At 42.0% G+C, this 23,139-nt stretch carries 22 protein-coding genes, 1 tRNA gene, 2 rRNA genes, 1 other RNA gene and 1 other annotated feature; of the genes, 7 read left to right on the top strand and 19 right to left on the bottom strand.

Translation table 11 applies throughout. The annotated features are described in order from the left end of the window. Nucleotides 1–430 precede the first annotated feature (430 nt). The 6 genes from AU377_RS04280 to ffs all read right to left on the bottom strand — a co-directional run bounded on the left by AU377_RS04280 (nucleotide 431) and on the right by ffs (nucleotide 4,080). Nucleotides 431–694 (bottom strand): pro-sigmaK processing inhibitor BofA family protein, encoded by a 264-nt coding sequence (locus AU377_RS04280; RefSeq protein ID WP_253724378.1) that lies wholly within the window; start codon nucleotides 692–694, stop codon nucleotides 431–433. A 56-nt stretch (nucleotides 695–750) separates the two neighbouring features. Then, nucleotides 751–963 carry a YaaL family protein gene (locus AU377_RS04275; RefSeq protein ID WP_067404714.1) on the bottom strand — a complete coding sequence of 71 codons (213 nt, stop codon included), beginning with the start codon at nucleotides 961–963 and terminating at the stop codon, nucleotides 751–753. 16 nt (nucleotides 964–979) lie between these two features. Then, the gene (gene recR / locus AU377_RS04270; RefSeq protein WP_067404710.1) at nucleotides 980–1,576 is read right to left on the bottom strand and encodes a recombination mediator RecR; all 597 of its coding nucleotides are present in this window, start codon (nucleotides 1,574–1,576) and stop codon (nucleotides 980–982) included. A 15-nt stretch (nucleotides 1,577–1,591) separates the two neighbouring features. Next, entirely contained in the window at nucleotides 1,592–1,912 is a 321-nt protein-coding gene (locus AU377_RS04265) for a YbaB/EbfC family nucleoid-associated protein (RefSeq protein ID WP_067404707.1), read from the bottom strand. Between the two features lie 21 nt (nucleotides 1,913–1,933). Then, nucleotides 1,934–3,688 (bottom strand): DNA polymerase III subunit gamma/tau, encoded by a 1,755-nt coding sequence (dnaX, locus tag AU377_RS04260; RefSeq protein ID WP_067404702.1) that lies wholly within the window; start codon nucleotides 3,686–3,688, stop codon nucleotides 1,934–1,936. Nucleotides 3,689–3,813: 125 nt separating this feature from the next. Next, nucleotides 3,814–4,080, bottom strand: an RNA gene (ffs, locus tag AU377_RS04255) — signal recognition particle sRNA large type. A gap of 237 nt (nucleotides 4,081–4,317) precedes the next feature. Between ffs and AU377_RS04250 the strand changes: the two genes are divergently transcribed. Next, nucleotides 4,318–4,410: transfer RNA gene (locus AU377_RS04250), tRNA-Ser, on the top strand. Between the two features lie 108 nt (nucleotides 4,411–4,518). Here the strand turns inward: AU377_RS04250 and thrB are convergent. From thrB to AU377_RS04235, 3 genes are read right to left on the bottom strand one after another with little or no spacing between them, the layout of a single operon-like run. Beyond that, nucleotides 4,519–5,424 carry a homoserine kinase gene (thrB, locus tag AU377_RS04245; RefSeq protein WP_067404700.1) on the bottom strand — a complete coding sequence of 302 codons (906 nt, stop codon included), beginning with the start codon at nucleotides 5,422–5,424 and terminating at the stop codon, nucleotides 4,519–4,521. After that, entirely contained in the window at nucleotides 5,424–6,482 is a 1,059-nt protein-coding gene (thrC, locus tag AU377_RS04240; RefSeq protein ID WP_067404696.1) for a threonine synthase, read from the bottom strand. Before thrC ends, thrB begins: the two co-directional genes overlap by 1 nt. A 2-nt stretch (nucleotides 6,483–6,484) precedes the next feature. Further along, nucleotides 6,485–7,780, bottom strand: coding sequence for a homoserine dehydrogenase (locus AU377_RS04235; RefSeq protein ID WP_067404693.1), 1,296 nt, complete (start codon nucleotides 7,778–7,780; stop codon nucleotides 6,485–6,487). A 155-nt stretch (nucleotides 7,781–7,935) separates the two neighbouring features. Here AU377_RS04235 and AU377_RS04230 point away from each other — a divergent pair, with 155 nt between their 5' ends. Next, a complete protein-coding gene (locus AU377_RS04230; RefSeq protein ID WP_067404691.1) occupies nucleotides 7,936–9,303 on the top strand; it encodes an aspartate kinase in 1,368 nt (455 codons plus the stop codon). Nucleotides 9,304–9,346: 43 nt separating this feature from the next. Here the strand turns inward: AU377_RS04230 and AU377_RS04225 are convergent, their stop codons facing one another. From AU377_RS04225 to AU377_RS04215, 3 genes are all read right to left on the bottom strand, one after another. Then, nucleotides 9,347–10,003 (bottom strand): hypothetical protein, encoded by a 657-nt coding sequence (locus AU377_RS04225; protein WP_067404688.1) that lies wholly within the window; start codon nucleotides 10,001–10,003, stop codon nucleotides 9,347–9,349. A gap of 116 nt (nucleotides 10,004–10,119) precedes the next feature. After that, the gene (locus AU377_RS04220; protein WP_067404685.1) at nucleotides 10,120–10,794 is read right to left on the bottom strand and encodes a deoxynucleoside kinase; all 675 of its coding nucleotides are present in this window, start codon (nucleotides 10,792–10,794) and stop codon (nucleotides 10,120–10,122) included. After that, on the bottom strand, nucleotides 10,791–11,429 hold the full coding sequence (locus AU377_RS04215) for a deoxynucleoside kinase (protein ID WP_067404684.1): 639 nt from the start codon (nucleotides 11,427–11,429) through the stop codon (nucleotides 10,791–10,793). The genes AU377_RS04220 and AU377_RS04215 overlap by 4 nt, the downstream gene beginning before the upstream one ends. 130 nt (nucleotides 11,430–11,559) lie before the next feature. Between AU377_RS04215 and tadA the strand changes: the two genes are divergently transcribed. Continuing rightward, nucleotides 11,560–12,063, top strand: coding sequence for a tRNA adenosine(34) deaminase TadA (gene tadA / locus AU377_RS04210; protein ID WP_067404681.1), 504 nt, complete (start codon nucleotides 11,560–11,562; stop codon nucleotides 12,061–12,063). 22 nt (nucleotides 12,064–12,085) lie between these two features. Here the strand turns inward: tadA and serS are convergent, their stop codons facing one another. Continuing rightward, nucleotides 12,086–13,360 carry a serine--tRNA ligase gene (serS, locus tag AU377_RS04205; RefSeq protein WP_067404678.1) on the bottom strand — a complete coding sequence of 425 codons (1,275 nt, stop codon included), beginning with the start codon at nucleotides 13,358–13,360 and terminating at the stop codon, nucleotides 12,086–12,088. An 82-nt stretch (nucleotides 13,361–13,442) separates the two neighbouring features. Continuing rightward, nucleotides 13,443–13,657, bottom strand: a binding site (T-box leader). Nucleotides 13,658–13,792: 135 nt separating this feature from the next. Next, nucleotides 13,793–14,638 carry a pyridoxal 5'-phosphate synthase lyase subunit PdxS gene (gene pdxS / locus AU377_RS04200; RefSeq protein WP_067404675.1) on the bottom strand — a complete coding sequence of 282 codons (846 nt, stop codon included), beginning with the start codon at nucleotides 14,636–14,638 and terminating at the stop codon, nucleotides 13,793–13,795. A gap of 100 nt (nucleotides 14,639–14,738) precedes the next feature. Here pdxS and AU377_RS04195 point away from each other — a divergent pair, with 100 nt between their 5' ends. Next, the gene (locus AU377_RS04195; RefSeq protein WP_067404672.1) at nucleotides 14,739–16,154 is read left to right on the top strand and encodes a PLP-dependent aminotransferase family protein; all 1,416 of its coding nucleotides are present in this window, start codon (nucleotides 14,739–14,741) and stop codon (nucleotides 16,152–16,154) included. 82 nt (nucleotides 16,155–16,236) lie between these two features. Further along, on the top strand, nucleotides 16,237–17,013 hold the full coding sequence (gene modA / locus AU377_RS04190; RefSeq protein WP_067404669.1) for a molybdate ABC transporter substrate-binding protein: 777 nt from the start codon (nucleotides 16,237–16,239) through the stop codon (nucleotides 17,011–17,013). On the opposite strand, the gene AU377_RS04185 is transcribed toward modA, so the two are convergent. After that, complete coding sequence (locus AU377_RS04185) at nucleotides 16,990–17,751, bottom strand: sulfite exporter TauE/SafE family protein (RefSeq protein WP_067404666.1); 762 nt, start codon at nucleotides 17,749–17,751, stop codon at nucleotides 16,990–16,992. The genes modA and AU377_RS04185 overlap by 24 nt on opposite strands. A gap of 103 nt (nucleotides 17,752–17,854) precedes the next feature. On the opposite strand from AU377_RS04185, the gene modB reads away from it, so the two are divergent. Then, the gene (gene modB, locus AU377_RS04180; protein WP_067404663.1) at nucleotides 17,855–18,538 is read left to right on the top strand and encodes a molybdate ABC transporter permease subunit; all 684 of its coding nucleotides are present in this window, start codon (nucleotides 17,855–17,857) and stop codon (nucleotides 18,536–18,538) included. A gap of 12 nt (nucleotides 18,539–18,550) precedes the next feature. After that, nucleotides 18,551–19,222 (top strand): ABC transporter ATP-binding protein, encoded by a 672-nt coding sequence (locus AU377_RS04175; protein WP_067404660.1) that lies wholly within the window; start codon nucleotides 18,551–18,553, stop codon nucleotides 19,220–19,222. Nucleotides 19,223–19,267: 45 nt separating this feature from the next. Here AU377_RS04175 and AU377_RS04170 read toward each other — a convergent pair whose 3' ends face one another. The 4 genes from AU377_RS04170 to AU377_RS04155 form a co-directional block, all read right to left on the bottom strand. Then, entirely contained in the window at nucleotides 19,268–20,608 is a 1,341-nt protein-coding gene (locus AU377_RS04170; RefSeq protein WP_067404657.1) for a serine hydrolase, read from the bottom strand. Nucleotides 20,609–20,757: 149 nt separating this feature from the next. Next, nucleotides 20,758–22,224, bottom strand: a complete 1,467-nt coding sequence (gene guaB, locus AU377_RS04165; RefSeq protein ID WP_067404654.1) for an IMP dehydrogenase — start codon at nucleotides 22,222–22,224, stop codon at nucleotides 20,758–20,760. 485 nt (nucleotides 22,225–22,709) lie between these two features. Then, nucleotides 22,710–22,825, bottom strand: a 5S ribosomal RNA gene (rrf, locus tag AU377_RS04160). Between the two features lie 187 nt (nucleotides 22,826–23,012). Then, nucleotides 23,013–23,139: ribosomal RNA gene (locus AU377_RS04155) — 23S ribosomal RNA — on the bottom strand; the annotation flags it as partial.

Here is a 23,139-nt window from a genome sequence, read left to right as displayed (position 1 = left end):
TGTATTAGGCACGCCGCCAGCGTTCGTCCTGAGCCAGGATCAAACTCTCCATAATAGAAGAAATTGATTTGCTCAATTCTTGCTGACTTTGAATCCGAAGATTCTTGTTTTGTTTACTTCACCGACGAGGTCGGATCCGCAAACGTATTTGTTAACGTTTTGCTGTTCAGTTTTCAAGGTTCATATCTTCGCCGCGTCTCCTGCGACAACTCTTACATCATACCATTTCATAAAACATCTTGTCAACAACTTTTTGAAGTTTTTTCGGTGCGTTTCTTCGCTTCAAAAGTGCAACCTTTACATCTTAACACCTTCCATACTTTCGCGTCAAGATGTTTTTTAAGTCTTTTTAAATTCACCGCATCGCTTGAAGCGGCGGATTACTAATATACCAATTTACGCCACGAAGTGCAAGCCTTTTTGTAACATTTTATAAAAAAACTGCAAAAGTGCATAATGCCGCAAATCCTGGAATCCCTAATATGGTTAATATTAACCCCGACGCGATATTGATCGGAACGTAAATCCCAATAAACCCACCGACAACATTCATTGCAAAGAGTGCAAGAAACGCAAATGCCAATCGAAACCAAAATATTGAAAGTAGCTCCAGTCCTTTTTGAATTTGTTTCTTGTCCAACATTAAAAGTAAAAGAAGAAAAACACCTACGGATAAGATCATGATAATTTTCACGGGATCCACACCTTTCTATAGAAGTGTTCCAATATATGCAGTCCCGTGAAAATATATCAATAGGCTCCTAACCGACGTGCTTTCGCTTCTTTAAATAGATAAAAATGTTTACTTTCAGCAATTAACCGACGCGCGATCACTTCTTGGTCGTAGTCATTCAAATAAGACTCTATTTCTTTCGCCCGCTCCCATTCTTCTTTCGTTTCCATCATTAATGTATGGAGCCGATCATCAAACTCTTTTTTTAGTTTCCTTTTACGACCAAACACCGGAAAGGCCCCCCTTCTAAAGTTCTCGTCTTCCTTCAAGTGCTTTCGATAATGTTACTTCGTCCGCATACTCCAAATCCCCACCAACCGGTAAGCCATGAGCAATTCTCGTCGTTGTGATCCCTGAGGGTTTAACGAGTCTTGAAATATACATTGCTGTTGCTTCACCTTCGATTGTCGGATTTGTCGCTAATATAAGCTCTTTGACTTCTTCATCTTGAAGACGTGTTAATAAGGAGGGAACATTGATATCTTCCGGCCCGATTCCATCCATCGGTGAAATAGCTCCATGAAGGACGTGATAAAGACCGCTGTAGTCCCGCATTTTTTCCATCGCGATGACGTCTTTCGGATCTTGTACAACGCAAATCGTTGTGCGGTCTCGTTGTTGATCCTCACAAATCATGCATGGATCCGTATCTGTGATGTGGCCGCATACCGAGCAATAATGTAAATTTCTTTTTGCATCGACAAGGGCTTTCGCAAAATCTAGTACGGTATCTTCTTTCATACTTAACACAAAAAACGCCAGTCGACCCGCTGTTTTCGGGCCGATACCTGGCAGTTTCATAAAACTATCGATTAATTTCGATATCGGTTGAGGATAATGCATTTGTCAATATGCCTCCTAGAACATTCCTGGCAAGTTCAATCCTTTCGTGAATTGACCCATTGTGGAGTTCGTTAATTCTTCTGCTTTAGCCATTGCTTCGTTCGTTGCAATTACGACGAGGTCTTGCAACATTTCAACATCTTCTGGGTCGACTACGTCCGGATCGATCGTTACTTCCAACACTTCTTTATGTCCGGAAACGACTACCTTTACCATACCGCCGCCAGCCGCCCCTTCTAAACGCTTTTCACCAAGCTCTTCTTGCGCTTGTGCCATTTTCTTCTGCATTTTTTGCATTTGCTTCATCATACCTTGCATATTTCCCATACCACGCATTATAAAATTCCTCCTCTATAGTTAATCATCATGAATGACTATGAATTCTTTGCCGAATAATTTTTCTGCCTCTGTAACGAGTGGATCTGCGATTTCCTGTTCCGCTTCCTTCACTAATTCAAGTGTTCCATCAGCGGCAGTATTTTCTTGGGATAACTCCTCGCCCGTTTTCGCTAATCCATTTTTCCGAATGAAATCTTCTCGGACTTTTAACCATCCTTCTTCGGGTACATATAGCACCGTATAGGCTTTTCCAGTCCTCGTTCGCAATGCCTCCGACAAACCAGCTCGCAAGGATGCATTTTCAGAAGCCATTAGACAATGAATTTCATACTTGAATTTTAACACAAAAGCATTATCAGATGCCGCAACTGGCTCCGTTTCCTCTAATAATGCTGCATGAGACTTTTGAAGTGCGCGCATCATTTGCGGCCACTCTTCTCGAATTGTTTGAATGTCCTGCCGCGTTGCAGATTTAAGTACCTCATTAATTTGTCCAGTTGGCATTTTAAATGATTGCCCTTGTCTAGATGCATTTTTCCGCGGTTGTTCTGTGCGTTCCGCAGATGTCATTCTTCCAGCGCCGCTTGCAATTTGCTGTTGCAGCTCCACAATCACTCGTTCAAGCTCGGATACTTTTTGTGTCAATCCTTCATCCGCCACGTGAACCGATGCCGATCGCTCCGGAACTTTACCCATATGAATGATTTTCAACAATGCAGATTCAATATACACTTTCGCATGATTTGAAAATCGCATCTCCTGCTGTGTTTTCGATAATACATCTATATAGGCGTATAAGTTATCCGGCTCAAATAACTTTGCCAGTTCCACAAAACGTTCGTCCCCTGAGACAAGTTCCAATAAGTCTTTTAAATCGGGCGTCGTTCGAAGGAGCAATAGATCTCTAAAAAATGTAATGAGATCTTCCGCCAATCTCGAAACGTCTTTTCCTTCCGCAATGAGTCGATCGAATAATGACAAAGCAGCGCCTGCGTCTTTTTGCAGCAACGCTTCCGCTAATTGATAAAATACATCTTCACCAATTGAACCTGTCACAAGCAATGCATCTTCGACCGTAATCTTTTCACCACTAAACGATACAACTTGATCAAGCATACTTAAAGCATCCCGCATACCGCCTGCAGCAGCCTGGGCAATCACCCTTAAAGCCCCTTCATCTGAGTTAATACCAGTATTAGCTAAGACCGTTTCCATTCGCTCAACAATGTCCGATGAAGTAATTGGTTTAAAATCAAAGCGTTGACATCTCGAAATAATCGTTAGCGGCAGTTTATGCGGCTCCGTTGTCGCCAATATGAAAACGACATGTTCCGGCGGCTCTTCTAATGTTTTTAATAAAGCATTAAATGCTGAGTTCGACAGCATATGCACCTCATCGATAATATACACTTTGAAACGTGCATTAGAAGGAGCAAAATGAACTTTTTCAATAATGTCACGCATTTCTTCTACGCGTGAATTCGAAGCAGCATCAAATTCAATGACGTCCGTATTTGAACCTTCTGTAATGCTTAAGCAAGTCGGACACGTATTACACGGTTCTTTTGCCGGACCCTTTTCACAATTTAGTGCCTTGGCAAATACTTTTGCCGCGCTCGTTTTCCCTGTTCCCCTTGGTCCTGAAAATAAATAAGCATGCGTCGTTTTTCGATGAAGGAGGGCATTTTGAAGCGTTTGCTTCACATGATGCTGTCCGGACATTTCGTCAAACGATTGTGGCCGATAGACACGATAAAAAGCTTGATAGACCAACGATTTCCTCTCCTTCTGACGCAATAATTGAATAGCACTAGTATAGCATAATTTTTCAATGAAATCTTTTTAGACAAAATAAAAACTCGTTCGTAAAACGAACGAGTTGAATGGTTATAATCAAACCGTGCACCTTCCTTCGACAGCCGCACATAAGCGTTACTCTTGTCGCCAGCTCGGCCTAGGCTACCCCGCGGCACATGAGAAAGTCCACTTAATGCTGCTTCCTTCCGGACCTGACATGGTTCATGGGTTCCCATTGCGCAGGACCCAAACGTCAACACTACGTGCAAAAGGCAGACCCTACAATACGGACAGCCTCGAGAAGGGATTCAGTCTTGCTAGAGCGGATTGCAAGTTACAGGGCACCGCTACCTCCCCACCTAGCACGGTATTTCTCATTATACGTCCTTTCCAGTTGAAAATCAAGGTGTATTCTACAATTGCCTTCTTATCGCGAATGAAATACTTTATTGTTTAATCATATGTACTTTAATACCAAGCGAAGTCAAACACTCTTGACCGTTCGTAACATCGAATGCGTGTACTCACCGGATGGCTCATATTTTTTATAAAAACTGTTGACACGTCATTCCCAACGTGGTAAATTATATTTTGTTGATTGATACGGAGGAATACCCAAGCCTGGCTGAAGGGATCGGTCTTGAAAACCGACAGGGGTGTCAAAGCCCGCGGGGGTTCGAATCCCTCTTCCTCCGCCATATTTACAACTTACGCATACATAATGATGAAATCCGTTACAATGTAACGGATTTTTTTATTACCTAAAAAAGAAGCAGATCCGTTTAAACAAACGGATCTGCTTCTTTTTATTTATGGGTACAATTCACACCAGCACCGTGTGTGGATGGCTGAACGGCAAGACATTTGTAATAAGGAAATGCAACCGCCAATTGTTTAGCGAGTGTTTCTTCTGTGCCTTTTGGAACAACGACGAATAGAGAAGGACCTGCCCCGCTAATCGTCATCCCATATGCGCCGCAAGATTTACTCATTGCACGCACTTCATCGAAATTAGGAAATAGCTTTTTCCGATACGGTTCATGAAAGATATCCTTTTCCATCATCCGCCCTGCCATTTCCCAATCATTCTGTGCAATCGCAGCAGTCAGCAAATTACTTGCTGCACTGCCCGCTGTTGCTTCTGCGTGTGTTAACTCCCCTGGAAGCAGTCCTCTTGACTCTTCCGTTTTCAAAGCATGAGGCGGCACGAGGATGACCGCGCCAACATCTGGCTCCGGCAAATGAACAATTTCCATTTCTTCTTCGACAAAATACGAAATCGTTACACCACCCAAAAGCGCGGCCGACACATTATCCGCATGCCCTTCTAATTCACTGCCAATCCGCACTTTCATTTTTGGCGATAAATCGAGCGACAACAAATGATCGACAATTTCAATGCCGGCCGCGATGGCTGTTGCACTGCTGCCAAGTCCTTTGCCGAGTGGAATATTAGATTGAACAGTAAGCTTTTGCGGAGGGATCACTTTTTTGTATCGTTTTGCGATATCTTGAATTGTTTGGACTATTAAATTGTCTTCTCCTGTTGCAAGAGACTGATACTCTTCTCCCTCATATTGAACAAGCCATTCATCTGCCGAACTTACGTCAATTGTTGTATACAAGGAAAGTGCGAGACCTAGGCTGTCGTAGCCAGGCCCTAGATTTGCCGTCGTAGCGGGAACTGTGACGGAAAAGCTCTGTGCACCCATCACTTTGCCTCTGCCTTTAGCCCATTCAACAGCTCATTAAACTGTTCCTGGGATAAAAGTGGCTTTTCTTCATTGACCATAATAGCAGTTTCCGGATCTTTTAATCCATTTCCTGTCAAAATACCAACGATTGTCGTCCCAGGTTTGATCAACCCTGCTTCAACTTGCTTTTTAATACCCGCAATTGTCGCGCAAGATCCCGGTTCCGCAAATACACCTTCAGTCGATGCGATTAAACGATACGCTTCTAAGATCTCTTCATCAGTCACTGATAAGATATTGCCGTCTGATTCTTCAAGCGCAGCTTTTGCCAAATGCCAGCTAGCCGGATTGCCGATACGGATTGCCGTTGCAACAGTTTCTGGTTCTTCAAATACACGATCGTAAACAATTGGTGCAGCACCGTCCGCCTGAACCCCAAGCAATTCCGGCGTTTTCGCACCTTTTTTCTCCGCATACTCTTTAAAACCTTTCCAAGCTGCAGATATGTTGCCCGCATTCCCTACTGGAAGGGCAAAAATATCAGGTACTTCACCGAGTTGGTCAATTGTTTCAAAGGCGATCGTTTTCTGACCTTCCAAACGATAAGGGTTCACGGAGTTCACAACTGCTACTTTTCCTTCTCCGGCTTCACGCACCATCTCAAGTGCCACGTCAAAATTCCCCGCAATCTCAACGATTTCCGCACCGTACATTTTAGCTTGTGCGAGTTTACCAAGTGCAATTTTCCCTTCTGGAATAACAACAATCGTCCGCATACCTGCACGTGCACCATACGCAGCTGCGGATGCAGATGTATTACCAGTGGATGCGCAAATGAGTACTTCTTTTCCTTCCTCTTTCGCCTTTGCCACTGCCATTACCATCCCACGATCTTTAAATGATCCAGTTGGATTCGTCCCTTCTGTTTTCACGTAAAGGTTAATACCCCATTCCTTGGATAAATTCTCCAAATGGATAAGTGGCGTGTTCCCTTCCTGTAACGTTAGTGCCGGTGTTTCATCTGTCACCGGCAACCATTCTTTATATTCACTGATTAAACCGTTCCATCTTGCCATTTTTACGCTTCCCCCTCGACTCGGTAATGGCTTTGTACGCCGATTACTTCTGGAGTCTCTTTCAATTCATTCATAATGTCTAAATGTTGCTGGCGTGAAATTTGGTGGGTAATAAAGATCAAATCAGCTTCTGCTACATTTTCTTCCGGTTGCTGAACGACCGTCGCCAAGCTTGCACCATGCGCGCTGTAAATTGCCGTCAACTTCGTTAATACCCCGACTTCGTCCTTCACTAAAATTCGGTGGAAATAACGCGCGAACTTTTGGCTATCGTCTTTCACCTTTTTCTTGTGCTGCGGCGCATGAAGTCTTGAGCCATTCACACCGAGCATTAGGTTTCGGCAAGCTGCTACAATATCACCAGTTACAGATGTAGCAGTTGGCAAGGAACCTGCACCCGGCCCATAGAACATCGTTTCTCCAACCGCATCTCCGTATACATACACAGCATTAAATTCATTATTTACAGAAGCAAGTGGATGAGAATTCGGGAAAAGCACCGGTTCAACTGCTACTTCAATACCTTCCTCATCCTTTTTCGCGGAACCAGCTAACTTCACTGTATAACCGAAACGCTCTGCAAGTTCTAAATCGCCATCTTTAATTTCTTTCATGCCCCGTACGTATACATCATCTAAATTTACGTCTGTTGAGAAGGCAAGTGACGCCAAAATGACCATTTTACGCGCCGCATCGATGCCGTCAACATCAGCAGATGGATCCGCTTCTGCAAATCCAAGCTCAGTTGCTTCAGCTAATGCATCTTCATAAGACTTATTCTCATGCTTCATCTTTGTCAAAATGAAGTTCGTCGTTCCGTTGACGATTCCCGTTAAAGCACTAATACGATCGGACGCTAAGCCATCTTCCAATGTACGGATCAGCGGAATACCGCCGCCGACACTTGCTTCAAAAAACAAATCACATTTATTTTCATCTGCCAGTTTAAGTAATTCTAGTCCAGATTCCGCCATCACGTCTTTGTTGGCTGTGACGACACCTTTTCCAGCACGAAGGGAGCGTTCAATCGCATCTTTCGCTTCTCTTGTTCCGCCAATGACTTCAACAATTAAATCGATGGAAGGATCCTCTAGTACATCATCTAATTCCGACGTGAATATTTCTGGTGCCAATGCCACATCACGTTTCTTCGTTAAATCTTTTACAAGTACTCTTTTAATTTTCACCGGAACGCCTAGCTTATGGCATAAATCCTCTTGGTGATCTTGCAAAATCTTTGCGACTCCGCCTCCCACAACCCCAAACCCCAAAAGTCCAATATTGATCTCATTTTTCATTTGACGTCTCCCCTATCTATATGTACACTATGAAAAAACAATCGTTCACTGCATAAGGACATTATAGTAAAATATACGTTTATTAACAACCCTACTTTTGTTAAACTATAAGATAACATAAAATATTCATTATAAAAAGATAGGATTTGATGAAAATGAAAGTATCAAAGTTTGGCGGAACGTCGGTTGCCTCAGCTGATCAAATAAAAAAAGTCGTAGAAATCGTAACGTCAGATTCCGCCCGTAAAATTGTCGTTGTCTCTGCGCCTGGCAAAAGGTTTGACGAAGATGTTAAAGTAACCGATTTACTTATACAATTATCCGAAAATTCATTGAAGGGTGAAGATATACAGAACGAATTGGAGGAAGTTGTAAATCGTTATCGACAGATTGCCGCCGGACTTGGCTTAGACAAGGAGATTGTACAGGTCATTGAGGATGATTTAACATCACGTCTTGCACGAGACAAAGGCGATGCTGTTTTATATATGGACTATTTAAAAGCATCCGGTGAGGACAATAATGCCAAGTTGATTGCCGCGTATTTTCAGCATATCGGCATTGAAGCAAAATACGTTTGTCCAAAAGAAGCAGGGTTGCTTGTAAACGAACGTCCTGCACGCGTGCAAGCTTTACCAAAAGGAAATGAATTGCTTTCAAGGTTGCGGGACGAGCCGGGTATTATCGTATTCCCTGGTTTCTTTGGTTACACGGAAGATGGAACACTTAGAACATTTAACCGAGGCGGTTCTGATATTACAGGTGCCCTCTTGGCAGCAGCTACAAACGCTGAACTGTATGAAAACTTCACGGATGTTGACTCCGTGTTCGCTGCCAATCCAAGGGTTGTCGATAATCCTGTCGCGATTGATAAAATGACGTACCGCGAAATGCGTGAATTGGCTTATGCTGGATTCTCCGTTTTTCATGATGAAGCACTCATGCCTGCATTTAGACATTCAATTCCAGTTTGTATTAAAAATACGAACAACCCGGATGCACCTGGCACGATGATCGTAAAAGAACGGGATCATTCATCCCATACAGTTGTTGGTATTGCAGCAGATAGCGGATTCTCAACACTGTTTGTCGATAAATATTTGATGAACTTAGAACTTGGATTTGGCCGACGCCTCATGCAGATTTTAGAAGAAGAAGATATTTCATTCGAACACACACCATCCGGAATCGACAATATGTCTGTTATCTTTCGCAGCCATCAACTAACGCCTGAAAAAGAGGCGCGCATTATTCAGCGTGTGAAGGACGAACTGGATGCAGATGATGTGTATTTACACAATAACTATTCAATGATCGTGCTCGTTGGTGAAGGTATGCGCCATACGACAGGACTTACCGCACGTGCAGCCTCTGCAATTGCACGTACCGGCACAAGCATTCAAATGATTAACCAAGGCTCGTCCGAGGTGAGTTTAACATTTGGGATTTTAAAGGAAAATGAGACAGCTGTCTTGAAAGAGTTATACAAAGAGTTTTTTAGTAATTCGCCGATCTATTCATAACAGGAAAAAACCAGCAAATCCTTAATAGGACCTGCTGGTTTTTCTACTGAAATAAATATGGAAATTGTGCCACCATGGCATTTGAAATGTAATCTGCCATCATCAGCGCTTCAGCCTCAATCTTATCGAAAATCGCAACATCTTCCTTGAATTTCTTTTGTATCATCCAAACAGCTTCGTTCTTTGTCATTGTCAAATGTGAATACATCATTTGACGCATTACTTCACGGTCGATGTAAGGATTGATCCTGCTTAAAAAATCAGCAATTTGGTCGGCATTGCGGTACCATTCTTTTTCTTTAGCACCTGCTGTTTTCGTATCCCCCTGCACAGCTGCTGTGACGAGTTCCGCTGCGATGACAAGATGTTCCTTTATGAGGTCAGCATATTGGTCTGCTATGGCGTCCCCATAAAATGGACGTAAACAATTTCCCATATCTGTTGCATTTTGTAATAATCGTTCTTGCACAAAAGGTAAATCTGGCAATTTAAAAACGATGCTAATAATCGTCATCCGCGTCCAGTTAACATGCTCTTCCCATAAAAGGCGATTCATACTCGTCAAATCTACTTCAGACTGATGAATGTACTGTCTACGATACATATCTGGCTTATTTAAAATATACCGAACCGGTGCCGTAAATTGAGAACGCGTACTCAAATTTGCATAATACGAACGCCAATCCCCATAACGAACCAAACCGAAGGCTCCTTTCTGAGCTATTACATCTACGTAATGATGGTTTTCATATTATACTATTCCATGATTCTGGTTTGTATGCCTAATATAAAAAAGCGTCCCTATTAGACGCTTTTTCAATAATTTTTCTTATATCGGGATGTTTGTTTTAAAATATGACCAATTCTTTCAACAACTATTTCGACACCATTTGGGTCATTTTTGAGATCATACTCTTCAATATCTAACCGTAACACAGGACATGCATGAAAATCGTTGATCCATTTTTCGTAGCGTGTATGAAGCTCTTCCCAATAAGCAATCGGTGTTTGCTGTTCCATTGCACGGCCTCGCTCTTGAATACGGGAAAGAATCGTATCTAGCGAACCGCCCAAGTAAATAAGCAAATCAGGGTGCGGGAAATAAGGCGTCATCACCATCGCATCGAACAGTTGCGTATATGTGTCAAAGTCTTCTGCTGTCATCGTTCCTTTATCTTTATGCATCCTCGCAAAAATGCCTGTATCCTCATAAATAGAACGATCCTGAATAAATCCGCCGCCATATTCAAAAATACGCTTTTGCTCTTTAAAACGTTCTGCTAAAAAGTAAATTTGTAAATGAAAGCTCCACTTTTCAAAGTCATCATAAAATCGATCTAAATATGGATTATGATCTACATTTTCAAATGACGTACGATAATGCAAAGCCTTAGCAAGCGCTTTGGTCATCGTTGATTTTCCAACACCGACAGATCCCGCTATTGTGATGACGGCATTATTTGGTATTCCGTATTTTTCCCGTAAATTCATCTTATTTGACACCCTTTTTCTAAAATTACAGTAATCTGGTTCAAAATTATTTGTAAATCTTTTTCATCATGCACAAAATCTAGTTCATCGCCGTTCACACGGAGGATGGGAATTTCCGGATGCTCTTTTTCAAAATGTGCAATAAATTCCTCATAATCGTCTGATAGCTGCTGTAAATAGCCAGGATCCATATTTTTCTCAAACTCACGCCCTCTCATCGCAATCCGATTCATGAGCGTCGGCAAGCTGGCATGGAGATAAATGATCAAATTGGGAACGGGCATATTTTCCGTTAAAATATGAAAAATTTTTTCATATTTCTCATACTCAGTTGGCTCGAGTGTCCGTTTTGAAAAGATCAGGTTTTTAAATATATGGTAATCCGCGACGATGGAATTCCCCTCCGCCACCCATTCCTTTTGCAAATCACTTAACTGCTTGTATCGATTGCAAAGAAAAAACATTTCAGTCTGGAAGCTCCATTCCTCGATGTTCTCGTAAAATTTATGTAAAAAAGGATTCTCATCCACGATTTCTCTTAATAAATGAAATTGCAAAGTATCGGCGATCTCTTTGGATAGAGATGTTTTTCCAACACCGATCGGGCCCTCTACTGCTATGAATGGGACAGACATCTTCTTTTCCTCCTTACTGAAGCAAGGTAAACAACGCCTCTTATTTTAGCACATCATTGTTTCACGTGAAACAATATAAAAAAGACAGATTTAACTAGAAATGCTACACTACTTTCAAGGAGCGATGACCATGGATGTGTTTGAAAAAGATCGACAATATATGAAATTGGCCATAGAAGAAGCAAAAAAAGCAGAGGCTTTGGCGGAAGTACCGATTGGTGCCATTATCGTACATGACGGCGAGGTGATCGCCCGTGCGCATAACTTACGGGAAACTTCTCAAAACGCAGTGACACATGCCGAGTTATCCGCCATTCAAATAGCATGTGAAGAACTCGGCAGTTGGCGCCTGGAAGATACAACTTTGTACGTTACACTAGAACCTTGCCCAATGTGTGCGGGTGCCATTCTCCAGTCAAGAGTTCCCCGCGTCGTTTACGGTGCGCGTGATCCGAAAGCAGGCTGTGTAGACTCGCTCTATCGGTTATTAAACGATCCGCGCTTTAATCACGAATGTGAGGTCGTGGAAGGCGTATTAGCAGAGGAGTGCGGCGGCATGCTCACTACTTTTTTCCATGCCATCCGCCAAAGAAAAAAGTTAATGAAAAAAAAGATTGTGCAGGACGCCGAATGACGTCTGCACAATCTTTTTTTCATTAACGAATAATTTCTTTACCACCCATATACGGACGAAGTACTTCTGGAATTTTAACAGAACCGTCTTCTTGCTGGTAATTTTCAAGAATTGCAGCAACTGTACGTCCAACTGCGAGTCCGCTACCGTTCAACGTGTGAACGTACTCTGGTTTTGCCCCTGCTTCACGGCGGAAACGAATGTGCGCGCGGCGTGCTTGGAAGTCTTCAAAGTTTGAACAAGATGAAATTTCACGATACATATTTTGCGTCGGGATCCAAACTTCAATATCGTATTTTTTCGCCGCAGTAAATCCAAGATCTGCTGTACACATATTTAACACACGGTACGGAAGCTCTAATAATTGCAGCACTTTCTCCGCATGTCCAACTAGCTTTTCTAGCTCGTCATAAGATTCTTCTGGTTTTACAAAGCGGACAAGCTCCACTTTATTGAATTGGTGCTGACGGATGAGTCCACGTGTATCACGGCCTGCTGAACCTGCTTCTGAACGGAAGTTCGTGCTGTATGCTGTAAAAGCAACTGGCAGCTGTGCTCCGTCCATAATTTCATCACGGTAGAAGTTTGTGACAGGTACTTCAGACGTTGGAATTAAGAAATAATCCTCTTCCTCGATTAAAAATGCATCTTCTTCAAACTTTGGCAGCTGTCCTGTTCCCGTCAGGCTTGTACGGTTTACCAAATACGGCGGCAATACTTCTTCATAGCCATGCTCTTCAATATGAAGATCCAACATAAAGTTGATCAATGCACGCTCAAGACGTGCGCCCAGTCCGCGGTAAAATACAAAACGGCTCCCCGTTACTTTTGCAGCACGTTCGAAATCTAACAGATTTAAATCCGTCCCGAGATCCCAATGCGGTTTTGGTTCAAAAGTAAACGCTGGCTTTTCACCCCATGCACGAATCTCAACATTATCGTCTTCGCTATCCCCTACTGGTACACTGTCATGCGGGATGTTAGGAATGCGCATCATAATATAATTCAATTGCTCTTCGATTTCATGTAGTTCCTCATCAAGCCCTTTAATTTCTTCCCCAACTGCACGCATACGCGCTATGACTTCATCCGCATTTTCTTTGTTGCGTTTCATTTCTGCTACTTTTTGGGAAACTTCATTGCGCTCAGCTTTTAATACTTCTACTTTTGCAATTAACTCTCTGCGTTTTTCGTCAAGTCCGCCGAATTTATCAAAATCCGTTAAGTCCTCTCCGCGTTTCGCAAGTTTTTCTTTTACCTCATCAAAATTTGCACGTACCTTTTTAATATCTAGCATTATTTTTCCTCCTCCATCTCAAGACAATCATGACCCATTTTTCAATAAAACAGCAATAAAAAAAGCCCTCTATCCCTTCTACTAAAGGGACGAGAACTACCCGCGTTGCCACCCAAATTGACCAGACGGCAAGTCTGATCCACTCGTTGAAATAACGGTTCAATCACCGGCTTAGGCCTACTTTCTTTCAACCCAGCTGCTCAGGGACGGATTCACAAATTGTTTTTATCGGCTTGCACCGACCGCCGACTCTCTTCAAAAAACAAGGTTGCTACTACTTCCCATCATCGTCAATTTTTTATTTGAAATTATCTCTACTTTACTATACGCCACAAAATTTAGCAAGTCATACGCAGCACCAATGTATGCGCTTACTTTAAGGATTAAAAAAATCCTCCTCCAATTAGCATGGAGGAGGAAAGAAGAACACTTTTAGGAACTGCGGTTTGCCATTAATTCGCTGCCGGAAAGCGTGGAAATTTCTAAGCCTTTCATCGGCGTGCCAATATCTTTTGACAGCTTGCCAATCAGATCGTAGTCTTTAAAGTTTAACGTTGCTTGAACAATTGCCCGCCCGAACTTCTCTGGATTTTCAGATTTGAAAATACCAGATCCTACAAAGACACCGTCAGCACCTAATTCCATCATCAGTGCTGCGTCTGCCGGTGTTGCTACTCCGCCTGCTGCGTAGTTTGTAACAGGTAGACGACCAGCCTCTTTTATGGCGAGAAGCACTTCATAAGGTGCACCTAGATCGCGTGCTTCTGTCATAAGCTCGTCCTTACTCATATGAACAACTTTGTTCACTTGCGCATTCACCATCCGCAAATGACGCACCGCCTCTACAATATTTCCTGTACCTGGCTCACCTTTCGTACGAAGCATTTTCGCTCCTTCACCAAGACGTCGTGCTGCTTCGCCTAAATTACGTGCACCACAAACGAATGGTACTTTGTAGTCGCTTTTCAGCAAATGGAATTCATCATCTGCAGGTGTTAATACTTCACTTTCGTCAATGTAGTCTACACCCATTGCTTCAAGCACACGTGCTTCTGAAATATGTCCAATTCGTACTTTTGCCATGACTGGAATGGATACCGCTTTTTGTACCTCTTCAACGATGCGCGGGTCTGCCATACGTGCAACTCCCCCTGCTGCCCGAATATCCGAAGGAACGCGTTCAAGCGCCATAACTGCAATTGCTCCAGCCGCCTCCGCAATTTTTGCCTGTTCTGCATTAATGACGTCCATAATGACGCCGCCATATTGAAAGTTCACTTTACCTTCCCCCTTTTCTCACTATTTAGTATAATGGAGTATGACCATATTAAAATAACCAGTTTAATATAAGTTGAAGGGGTCAGTTGGAGGGGTTAGCGTGGAAATGCTTATTGTGAAATTAGATAAAACAAATGTAACACCTTTATATGAACAAATTTACGAACAAATACAAACCGATATTTCTACAGGAAAATTGCCTGTCGGCAGTAAACTTCCTTCGAAAAGAAGATTAGGGGAATTTTTAGACGTTAGTCAAACGACAATTGAACTTGCTTATGGCCAACTCGTAGCGGAAGGTTTCATTTCTGCCAAGCCACGGCAAGGTTTTTTTGTACAAGATATTGGAGAATTAGCGTATGTGCAGCAAGAAAAAACACCTTATGAACCAGTGAAACAAGAAAAAGAAACGATTGAACTCTCGGTTGATTTTTCACCTGGAAAAATTGATACGCATTCTTTTCCTTTTACACAATGGCGAAAATGTGCGAAAGACTTAATGGATGAATCTTCACACCATCTCTTGCTGCTTGGACATCCACATGGTGATCTCGCACTGCGACAAGAAATTGCGCGTTATTTGTACCATTCAAGAGGAGTTGACTGTACACCGGAGCAAATTATTGTTGGGTCAGGAACGGAACAACTGATGCCGCTTGTCATTCGTATTCTTGGAGATGAGGCAACTTATGCAATCGAGGACCCAGGCTATCCGCTTACACACCATGTGTTCTTTCATAATAATCGGAAGGCCATCCCGATTGCTGTAGATGAAGAGGGAATGGACGTACAGATGCTTGTAAACTCGGGGGCAACTGTTGCCTATGTAACACCCTCCCATCAGTTTCCGACAGGCACAGTGCTTTCTGCGTCGCGCAGGACGGCGTTATTAAACTGGGCCTCCTCTAAAAGAAATCATTTTATTATCGAAGATGATTATGATAGTGAATTCCGCTACACTGGTAAACCCATTCCAGCCTTACAGGGAATGGACAAAGGTAAAAATGTCATTTATTTGAGCACCTTTTCCAAATCACTCATGCCGTCTCTTCGCATCGCTTATATGGTGCTGCCGCCGCAGCTGTTGGATCGTTATGAAAAAGCATTTATTCATTACTCCTCCACAGTACCAAGATTGGATCAGCATATTCTGGCGCGTTTTATGGCAGAGGGCCATTTTTCACGGCACTTAAATCGAATGCGTAAAGTGTATAGACGTAAGCTACAGGCTCTAACAGAAACACTTGAAAGCTACGCACCTGCCGTTCGTTTTTTCGGAGATGAAGCTGGCATGCATATCATCATGACCGTTCAGTCCGATCAAGATGAACAAACATTAACGGAACTTGCACAAGATGCCGGTATTCGATTGTATGGACTCAACCAATATCGAACAATTTCTATTGTCGATGAACAACCTTCATTTTTAATCGGATTTGGCGGGTTATCTGTAGATGAAATAAAAAAAGCAATAGAAGATTTAATGACCATTTGGAATATTCCAAGGAAACCTTAGTTGCAAATTAAGGGATCTCCCTTGAAGGAATCGAACCCTTCTTTATAGTAGTTAATATAGTGAGCTAGAAAGGGGATTTTCCGTGAAAAAGGGGATATATTTTTTAACCATTGGCATCGTTTTGCTCCTATTAGCGAGTTGCACACAAAATGAGAAAACCAAGCCCTCAGAACAAAATATAGAATTACTCATTTCAGCTGCCGCCAGCCTAACGGATGCTTTACATGAAGTGAAGACGGTGTTCGAAGAAAATCATGACGTAACATTAACCTTTAACTTTAACGGCTCTGGAAAGTTGGCACAGCAGATCACTCAAGGAGCACCCGCAGATGTCTTTCTTTCAGCTAGTAAAAAGGACATGGATATACTGGAAGATGCCAAGCTATTACTCGATGAATCAAGGGTCGATTTTGCCACAAACGAATTAGTATTAATTACAAATGAGGACTCATCCTTATCCATCGAGTCATTCGACCAGATACTATCGGGAAATATCGGACAAGTTGCGATTGGAGACCCAGAAAGCGTCCCGGCAGGTCGTTATACAAAAAGAGTATTTGAACATCTCGGTCTATGGGAACCATTGGAAAGCAAAATGGTATTCAGCTCCAATGTACGCCAAGTTTTGACGCATGTTGAAATGGGTAACGCTGACTTAGGTGTTGTTTATACCAGCGACGCAAAAATCTCAAATAAAATTAAAGTCTTGGTAACTGCTCATCAAGATTGGCATGAACCAATTGTCTATCCAGGAGCTGTCATTGCAGAAACAAAACACCCCAACGAAGCTAAGGCATTTTTAACGTTTTTGACTAGCGAAGATGGAAAAACCATTTTACATAAATATGGTTTTCAATAAAGGATAGATCGGATAAGTTGCTTGTAAAACATCAAAAAGGAGATACAAACCTGACAAACTTAAAATAACATACGTAAACAATTGAAATAGTCTTTGATTGAGCCATTTGAAAACAATTTGTCCAATTAAAAGGCCGATCAGGACAATGGGAATTGCATATAGACTTGAGCGCCATATTACTTGATTGGTTCCGTTAAAAATAATTTGGGTGATGAGACTTAGCCCATAGATCGCCAAATAATAAGCTAAAGTCGTCGCCCTTAATTTACTTTTTTCAGTTTTTGTTCCTGACAAGTATAGTAGTAATGGTGGACCTGGCATACCAATACTTGTTGTTAAGAGGCCCGAAATTCCACCAACGACAAAATCCTTAAATGGCGTCGCTTTTACTTTTACATTAAAGATTAGTAGTCCCGTTAAAAGTAACAATAAAATACTAACAACCAATTTAAACGTATCGATATTCATAGACATGAAAATAACAAGACCAAATGGCACGCCGAAAACACTACCAATTGTAAGTCTTTTTAAAAGCTTCACGTCTAAATCGGCGTATATTTTCCAAATAAGAAACACAGAGATGATTAATGATAAAATAATGTTAATCTGGATGGCCTCTTCTGGTAAGAATAAAAGAAGCAAAAATGGTGTCGCCATGATAGAAAAACCAAAACCAGTGCTTGTTTGCAAAATAGCGGCAATCAGAATAATGCAGATAAAAATAATTCCTATTTCCAAAATTGGCCTCCTTAGTAGTTAGTAACATTTATTTTAACAGACCTTTTTATACTTTCACTTATTAAGTCAGAATACTTTGTATGTAAAGGAAATGTTTGTGAATATGACGGATTACACGCCCCTGCTCTTATCCTTAAAGGTAGCGGGAATTTCTACGATTATTGTTTTTATAACTGGGGTATATGCTGCCTATTTTTTATCACGCAAAAAATTTTGGGGGAAAATGGTTATCGAGTCCCTATTCTTATTGCCGCTCGTTTTGCCGCCGACAGTCGTCGGCTTTGGGTTGCTCATCTTGTTTGGAAAAAAGGGTTGGATTGGGAGTTGGCTGTTGGAATGGTTTAATATTCAAATTATCTTCACCTGGTTCGCTGCAGTCATTGCTTCTGTTGTCGTTTCTTTCCCCTTAATGTACCAAAGTGCAAGTGCCGCATTTAATAATTTGGATCATCGAATGGAAAATGCAGCACGGACAATGGGGGCATCAGAGTGGAAAGTCTTTCGAACCATTACATTTCCGCTTGCATGGCCTGGATTACTTGCGGGATTAGTACTTTCTTTTACTCGGGGACTCGGTGAGTTTGGGGCTACTTTAATGTTGGCAGGGTATATACCAGGAAAGACAGACACGATTCCGCTAGCTATTTACTTTGCAGTAGAAGCTGGTCAAATGGAAAAAGCAACATTTTGGGTCATCATCATCGTTGCGCTTGGCTTTAGTACAATTATGTGGCTCAATTGGTGGGGACGAAGAAATGTCGAGCGTTATAAAAATCATTCGTCATAAGGGAGGGATTGGATGCTTGAAGTACATATTCAAAAACAACTAGCACATTTTAGGCTAGACGTTTCATTGAAGGTAAAGGATGAAATTGTTGTGTTAGTCGGACCTTCGGGATCTGGAAAAACGACTATTTTAAATACAATTGCTGGCATTGAACATCCGGACGCCGGATCGATCACATTGAATGGGCAACCATACTTTCAGGAAAATCGCCGTCCCCTTCCACCCCAAAAAAGAAATGTCGGGTATTTGTTTCAAGACTACGCGCTTTTCCCACATATGACAGTCGATAAAAATATTCGCTTTGGTCTAAAAAACAAAAATGACCAAGACGCCCTTTTTCTAATTAAGAAACTCGTCCACGTGTTAGGGATTGGTCATTTAACGCACAAATATCCACATCAAATTTCAGGCGGTGAAAAACAGCGTGTTGCTCTAGCACGCGCCTTGGCAACCGAACCCGCCCTATTATTGTTAGACGAGCCTTTATCTGCATTGGACCAAGACACACGACGTGAATGCCAGGACGAACTGCTAAGACTTCATGATATTTGGAAAATCCCGTTTATGATTGTGACACACGATCTTGCAGAAGCCAAAAAGCTTGGTGACACGCTTGTACATATAAAAAAAGGATCTATCCAAAAAGTAGTGGATCCATCAGCGCAAAAGCTTAACTGTTTTTAAATAAAAAAGAACTGCTTAGAAAATATTTCTAAGCAGTTCTTTTTATTAGAATAAACCTTTTACAAATCCAACTGCGCTGCCCCATAGACTACCGATAAAGTTACCGATTGCACCCATTGCTAACGAAAACCAGCCAGCTTTTTGTACATCCTCGGTCGTCACGACTTCAGCACCGACGTTTTTGTCATCAATATAGCCATAATCTGTTCCCTCTTTATTCACAAGTTTCACATGACCGACAACGGTGCCTTTTTTAATAGGTGCTTCAAGCGCCCCGTCTTTAAATTTGGACTCATCAATGACAAGCTCAGGTACATAAAGGTCCTTTTCACTCGTTTTCACCAACATACTAACAGGTTCTTTCACAGCAATAGGAACTTTCTTCTCTTTTCCTTTAACAACTTTCAACGTCTTCTTATCTTTAAACTGATAACCACCTGGTACGAACTCTACTTCTGAAAACTGGTTAAAACCATAATCGAAGAGCGCACGTGTCGCATCGAAACGTGCTTTGTAAGAACCAACACCCTTTGCATCGACTGCTTTCATAACGACCGCAATAACCCGCTTGCCGTCCTTTGTAGCAGTACCTGTAAAGCAATGTCCTGCAAAATCTGTCGTACCCGTTTTTAATCCATCTACACCCGCATATTCATAAACAAATCCTGGAAGCATGAAGTTCCAATTATCCATTTTAATTTCATCTGTTGTCCCTTCCCGGAACATTTTTGTATTAATCTTTGTTGTTTCTAATACCTCTGGGAAGTCTTTCAAAAGGTGAAAGGCTAGACGTGCAACGGATTTCGCAGGCATTACGTTTTCATCATTTGGGCCTGTCCCTTGCGGATGCATGCCTTGTAAATCACTATTGTTTAGACCAGTCGAATTGACAAATTTATAATCTTCTAAACCAAGTTCTTTCGCTTTTGCGTCCATCAACTTCAAAAATTCAGTTTCTGTTCCCGCAATGGTTTCTGCAATAGCGATCGTTGCCGCATTTGCGGAATAAATAGCGAGAGCTTCATATAATTCCCGAATCGTATAGCTGCCATCTCTTCTAAGAGGTACGTTACTCAAACGACGATCTTGTGAGACAGCATACGTGTAATCTGTCACTTGATACTCTTGATCCCAACTAACCTTTCCATCACGAATTGCTTCAAAAAGAATATACTCCGTCATCATCTTTGTCATACTTGCAATGCCCAAAGATGCGTCCGCATTTTCTTCATATAAAATCTTTCCACTATCAGCATCAATTAAAATTGCACCATCAACATGAATACCGAGTGTTGTATTGGCATGCGCAGGCATGGTGCCAATTGTCATCACTAACAACAGTGGCATTAATAGTAAAGCCACATATTTTTTCATTTCCCGTTTCACTGTACAACCTCCGTCACTCTATTTCCCCAAAAATCATTTTATCACAAATTCTAAATTACTTGGGAACTAAAACAAAAAAGCACCTTTCCGCTCATATGTAGACGCGGGAAAGATGCCAAAGTTCCTTTTTTACCAACCCTATATAGGCATTATGAAATTGTATAGTTTGGTGCTTCTTTTGTAATTTGTACTTGGTGTGGATGGCTTTCACGAAGTCCAGCCCCCGTCATACGGATAAACTGTGCATTTTCACGAAGATCATGTAAATCTTTCGTACCGCAATAACCCATTCCTGCACGTACCCCGCCAACTAGTTGGTGAATTGTATCTGCAAGAGGACCTTTGTACGGCATCCGTCCTTCAATACCCTCCGGAACAAGTTTTTTCGCTTCGTCCTGGAAGTAGCGATCCTTCGACCCGCGTTCCATTGAAGAAACAGATCCCATGCCGCGGTATACTTTAAAACGACGGCCTTGGAAGATTTCAGTATCACCAGGGCTTTCAGATGTACCTGCTAGGAGGCTTCCTAACATGACGACATGTCCGCCTGCTGCAAGTGCTTTTATAATATCACCGGAGTATTTAATGCCTCCATCAGCAATGATCGTCTTACCTTGCTTGCGTGCTTCTGTCGCACATTCATACACAGCTGTAATTTGAGGTACACCGACACCTGCAACGACACGAGTCGTACAGATCGATCCCGGACCAATTCCAACTTTTACAACGTCGGCACCAGCTTCAAATAATGCACGCGCACCTTCTGCTGTTGCTACGTTTCCTGCGATAATGTCAAGATCTGGGTACTGCTCTCTAATTTGTGCTACCGTATCAATGACGCCTTTTGAATGGCCATGTGCTGTATCAATTACGATCACATCGACTTCGGCATTTACAAGCTTCTCAATGCGCACCATCGTGTCAGAAGTTACACCTATTGCAGCTCCTACTAACAAACGTCCTTGAGAGTCTTTCGCTGCGTTCGGGAACTCGATAACCTTTTCAATATCTTTAATCGTAATTAGGCCTTTCAAAATGCCATTATCATCAACGATTGGAAGCTTTTCAATTTTGTGCTTCTGTAAAATCTTTTCAGCGTCTTCAAGTGTTGTACCAACGGGTGCTGTCACAAGATTTTCTTTCGTCATCACATCATCAATAATTAAGGAATAGTCATCGATAAAACGAAGATCACGGTTCGTTAAAATTCCAACAAGCTTCAATTCTTCGGTATTATTAACGATCGGAACACCAGATATACGGTATTTCCCCATCAGATGCTCTGCATCGAATACTTGATGCTCAGGCGTTAAGTAAAATGGATTCGTAATCACACCGTTCTCTGAACGCTTAACAGTTACGACTAATTCGGCTTGTTCTTCAATGCTCATGTTTTTATGGATCACGCCGAGTCCACCTTGACGAGCCATTGCAATGGCCATCTTCGATTCTGTGACTGTATCCATTCCTGCGCTCATAATCGGGATATTTAATTTGATCTTGTCCGTTAAATTGACAGAGAGAGACACATCTTTCGGCAATACTTCGGATGCCCCGGGTACTAGTAATACATCATCGAATGTTAAGCCTTCACGCACAAATTTAGATTCCCACATTCCATTTATGCCTCCTAATGATCGTTTTCATTTGAATATTATTAAAAGATTATCAGCGCCTAAACCAACTGTCAAGGAATGGACAATAAATAAGATTATTCCCATAATTCGAGATTTAATATCACTTGAAGTGAAGAGATAATAACTACACTTTATCCGCCGATAAACTTTCTATCTTTAATCAATAAGTATATGAACCCATAATTTCGAGTTTTTTAAACACCAAAAAAGCCATTACTCTTTAAGTATGGCTATAAGTTGTGAATATTATTTGTATCGTTTCTATATTTGGGCTCCGTATTTCGGTAGGTATTAGGAATCCTGAAAAATCCTTTTCATGGGGATTGCTTAGTTTCGGGTAACTCGCAATCAATTTAGGGAGATTTAAATTGCACTATCGGCTTTTGCCAGTTCAGACAATGTTGGCCTTTATTGGATTCAATTTAAAAAACAAAAAAGCCATCACCTATTGGCAATGACCTTGCGCCTGGCGACGTCCTACTCTTGCAGGGGGAAGCCCCCAACTACCATCGGCGCTGAAGAGCTTAACTTCCGTGTTCGGTATGGGAACGGGTGTGACCTCTTCGCCATCGGCACCAGACTATGAGCTTGTTCGCTCAAAACTGAATAAAACAAACATTGGATGCATAATCGTAATCATTTACATACTGTCCAGCTACGACTCCCTGACGCTCGAGGTCATAAGCCCTCTTGCCTCCGTGGCTATCGCCACTACCGCAAGCCATCTTATGCTTGTCGCGTCAAAGCGGTCGTCTCCGCTTTTCTTATAGGTTAAGTCCTCGATCGATTAGTATCTGTCAGCTCCACACGTCGCCGTGCTTCCACCCCAGACCTATCCACCTCATCATCTTTGAGGGATCTTACTTACAAATGTAATGGGAAATCTCATCTTGA

Source organism: Sporosarcina sp. HYO08 (assembly GCF_001563475.1).
Lineage (GTDB): Bacteria > Bacillota > Bacilli > Bacillales_A > Planococcaceae > Sporosarcina.
Note: the sequence above shows the minus strand (reverse complement) of the source record. Positions and strands in the feature narration are given on the sequence as shown.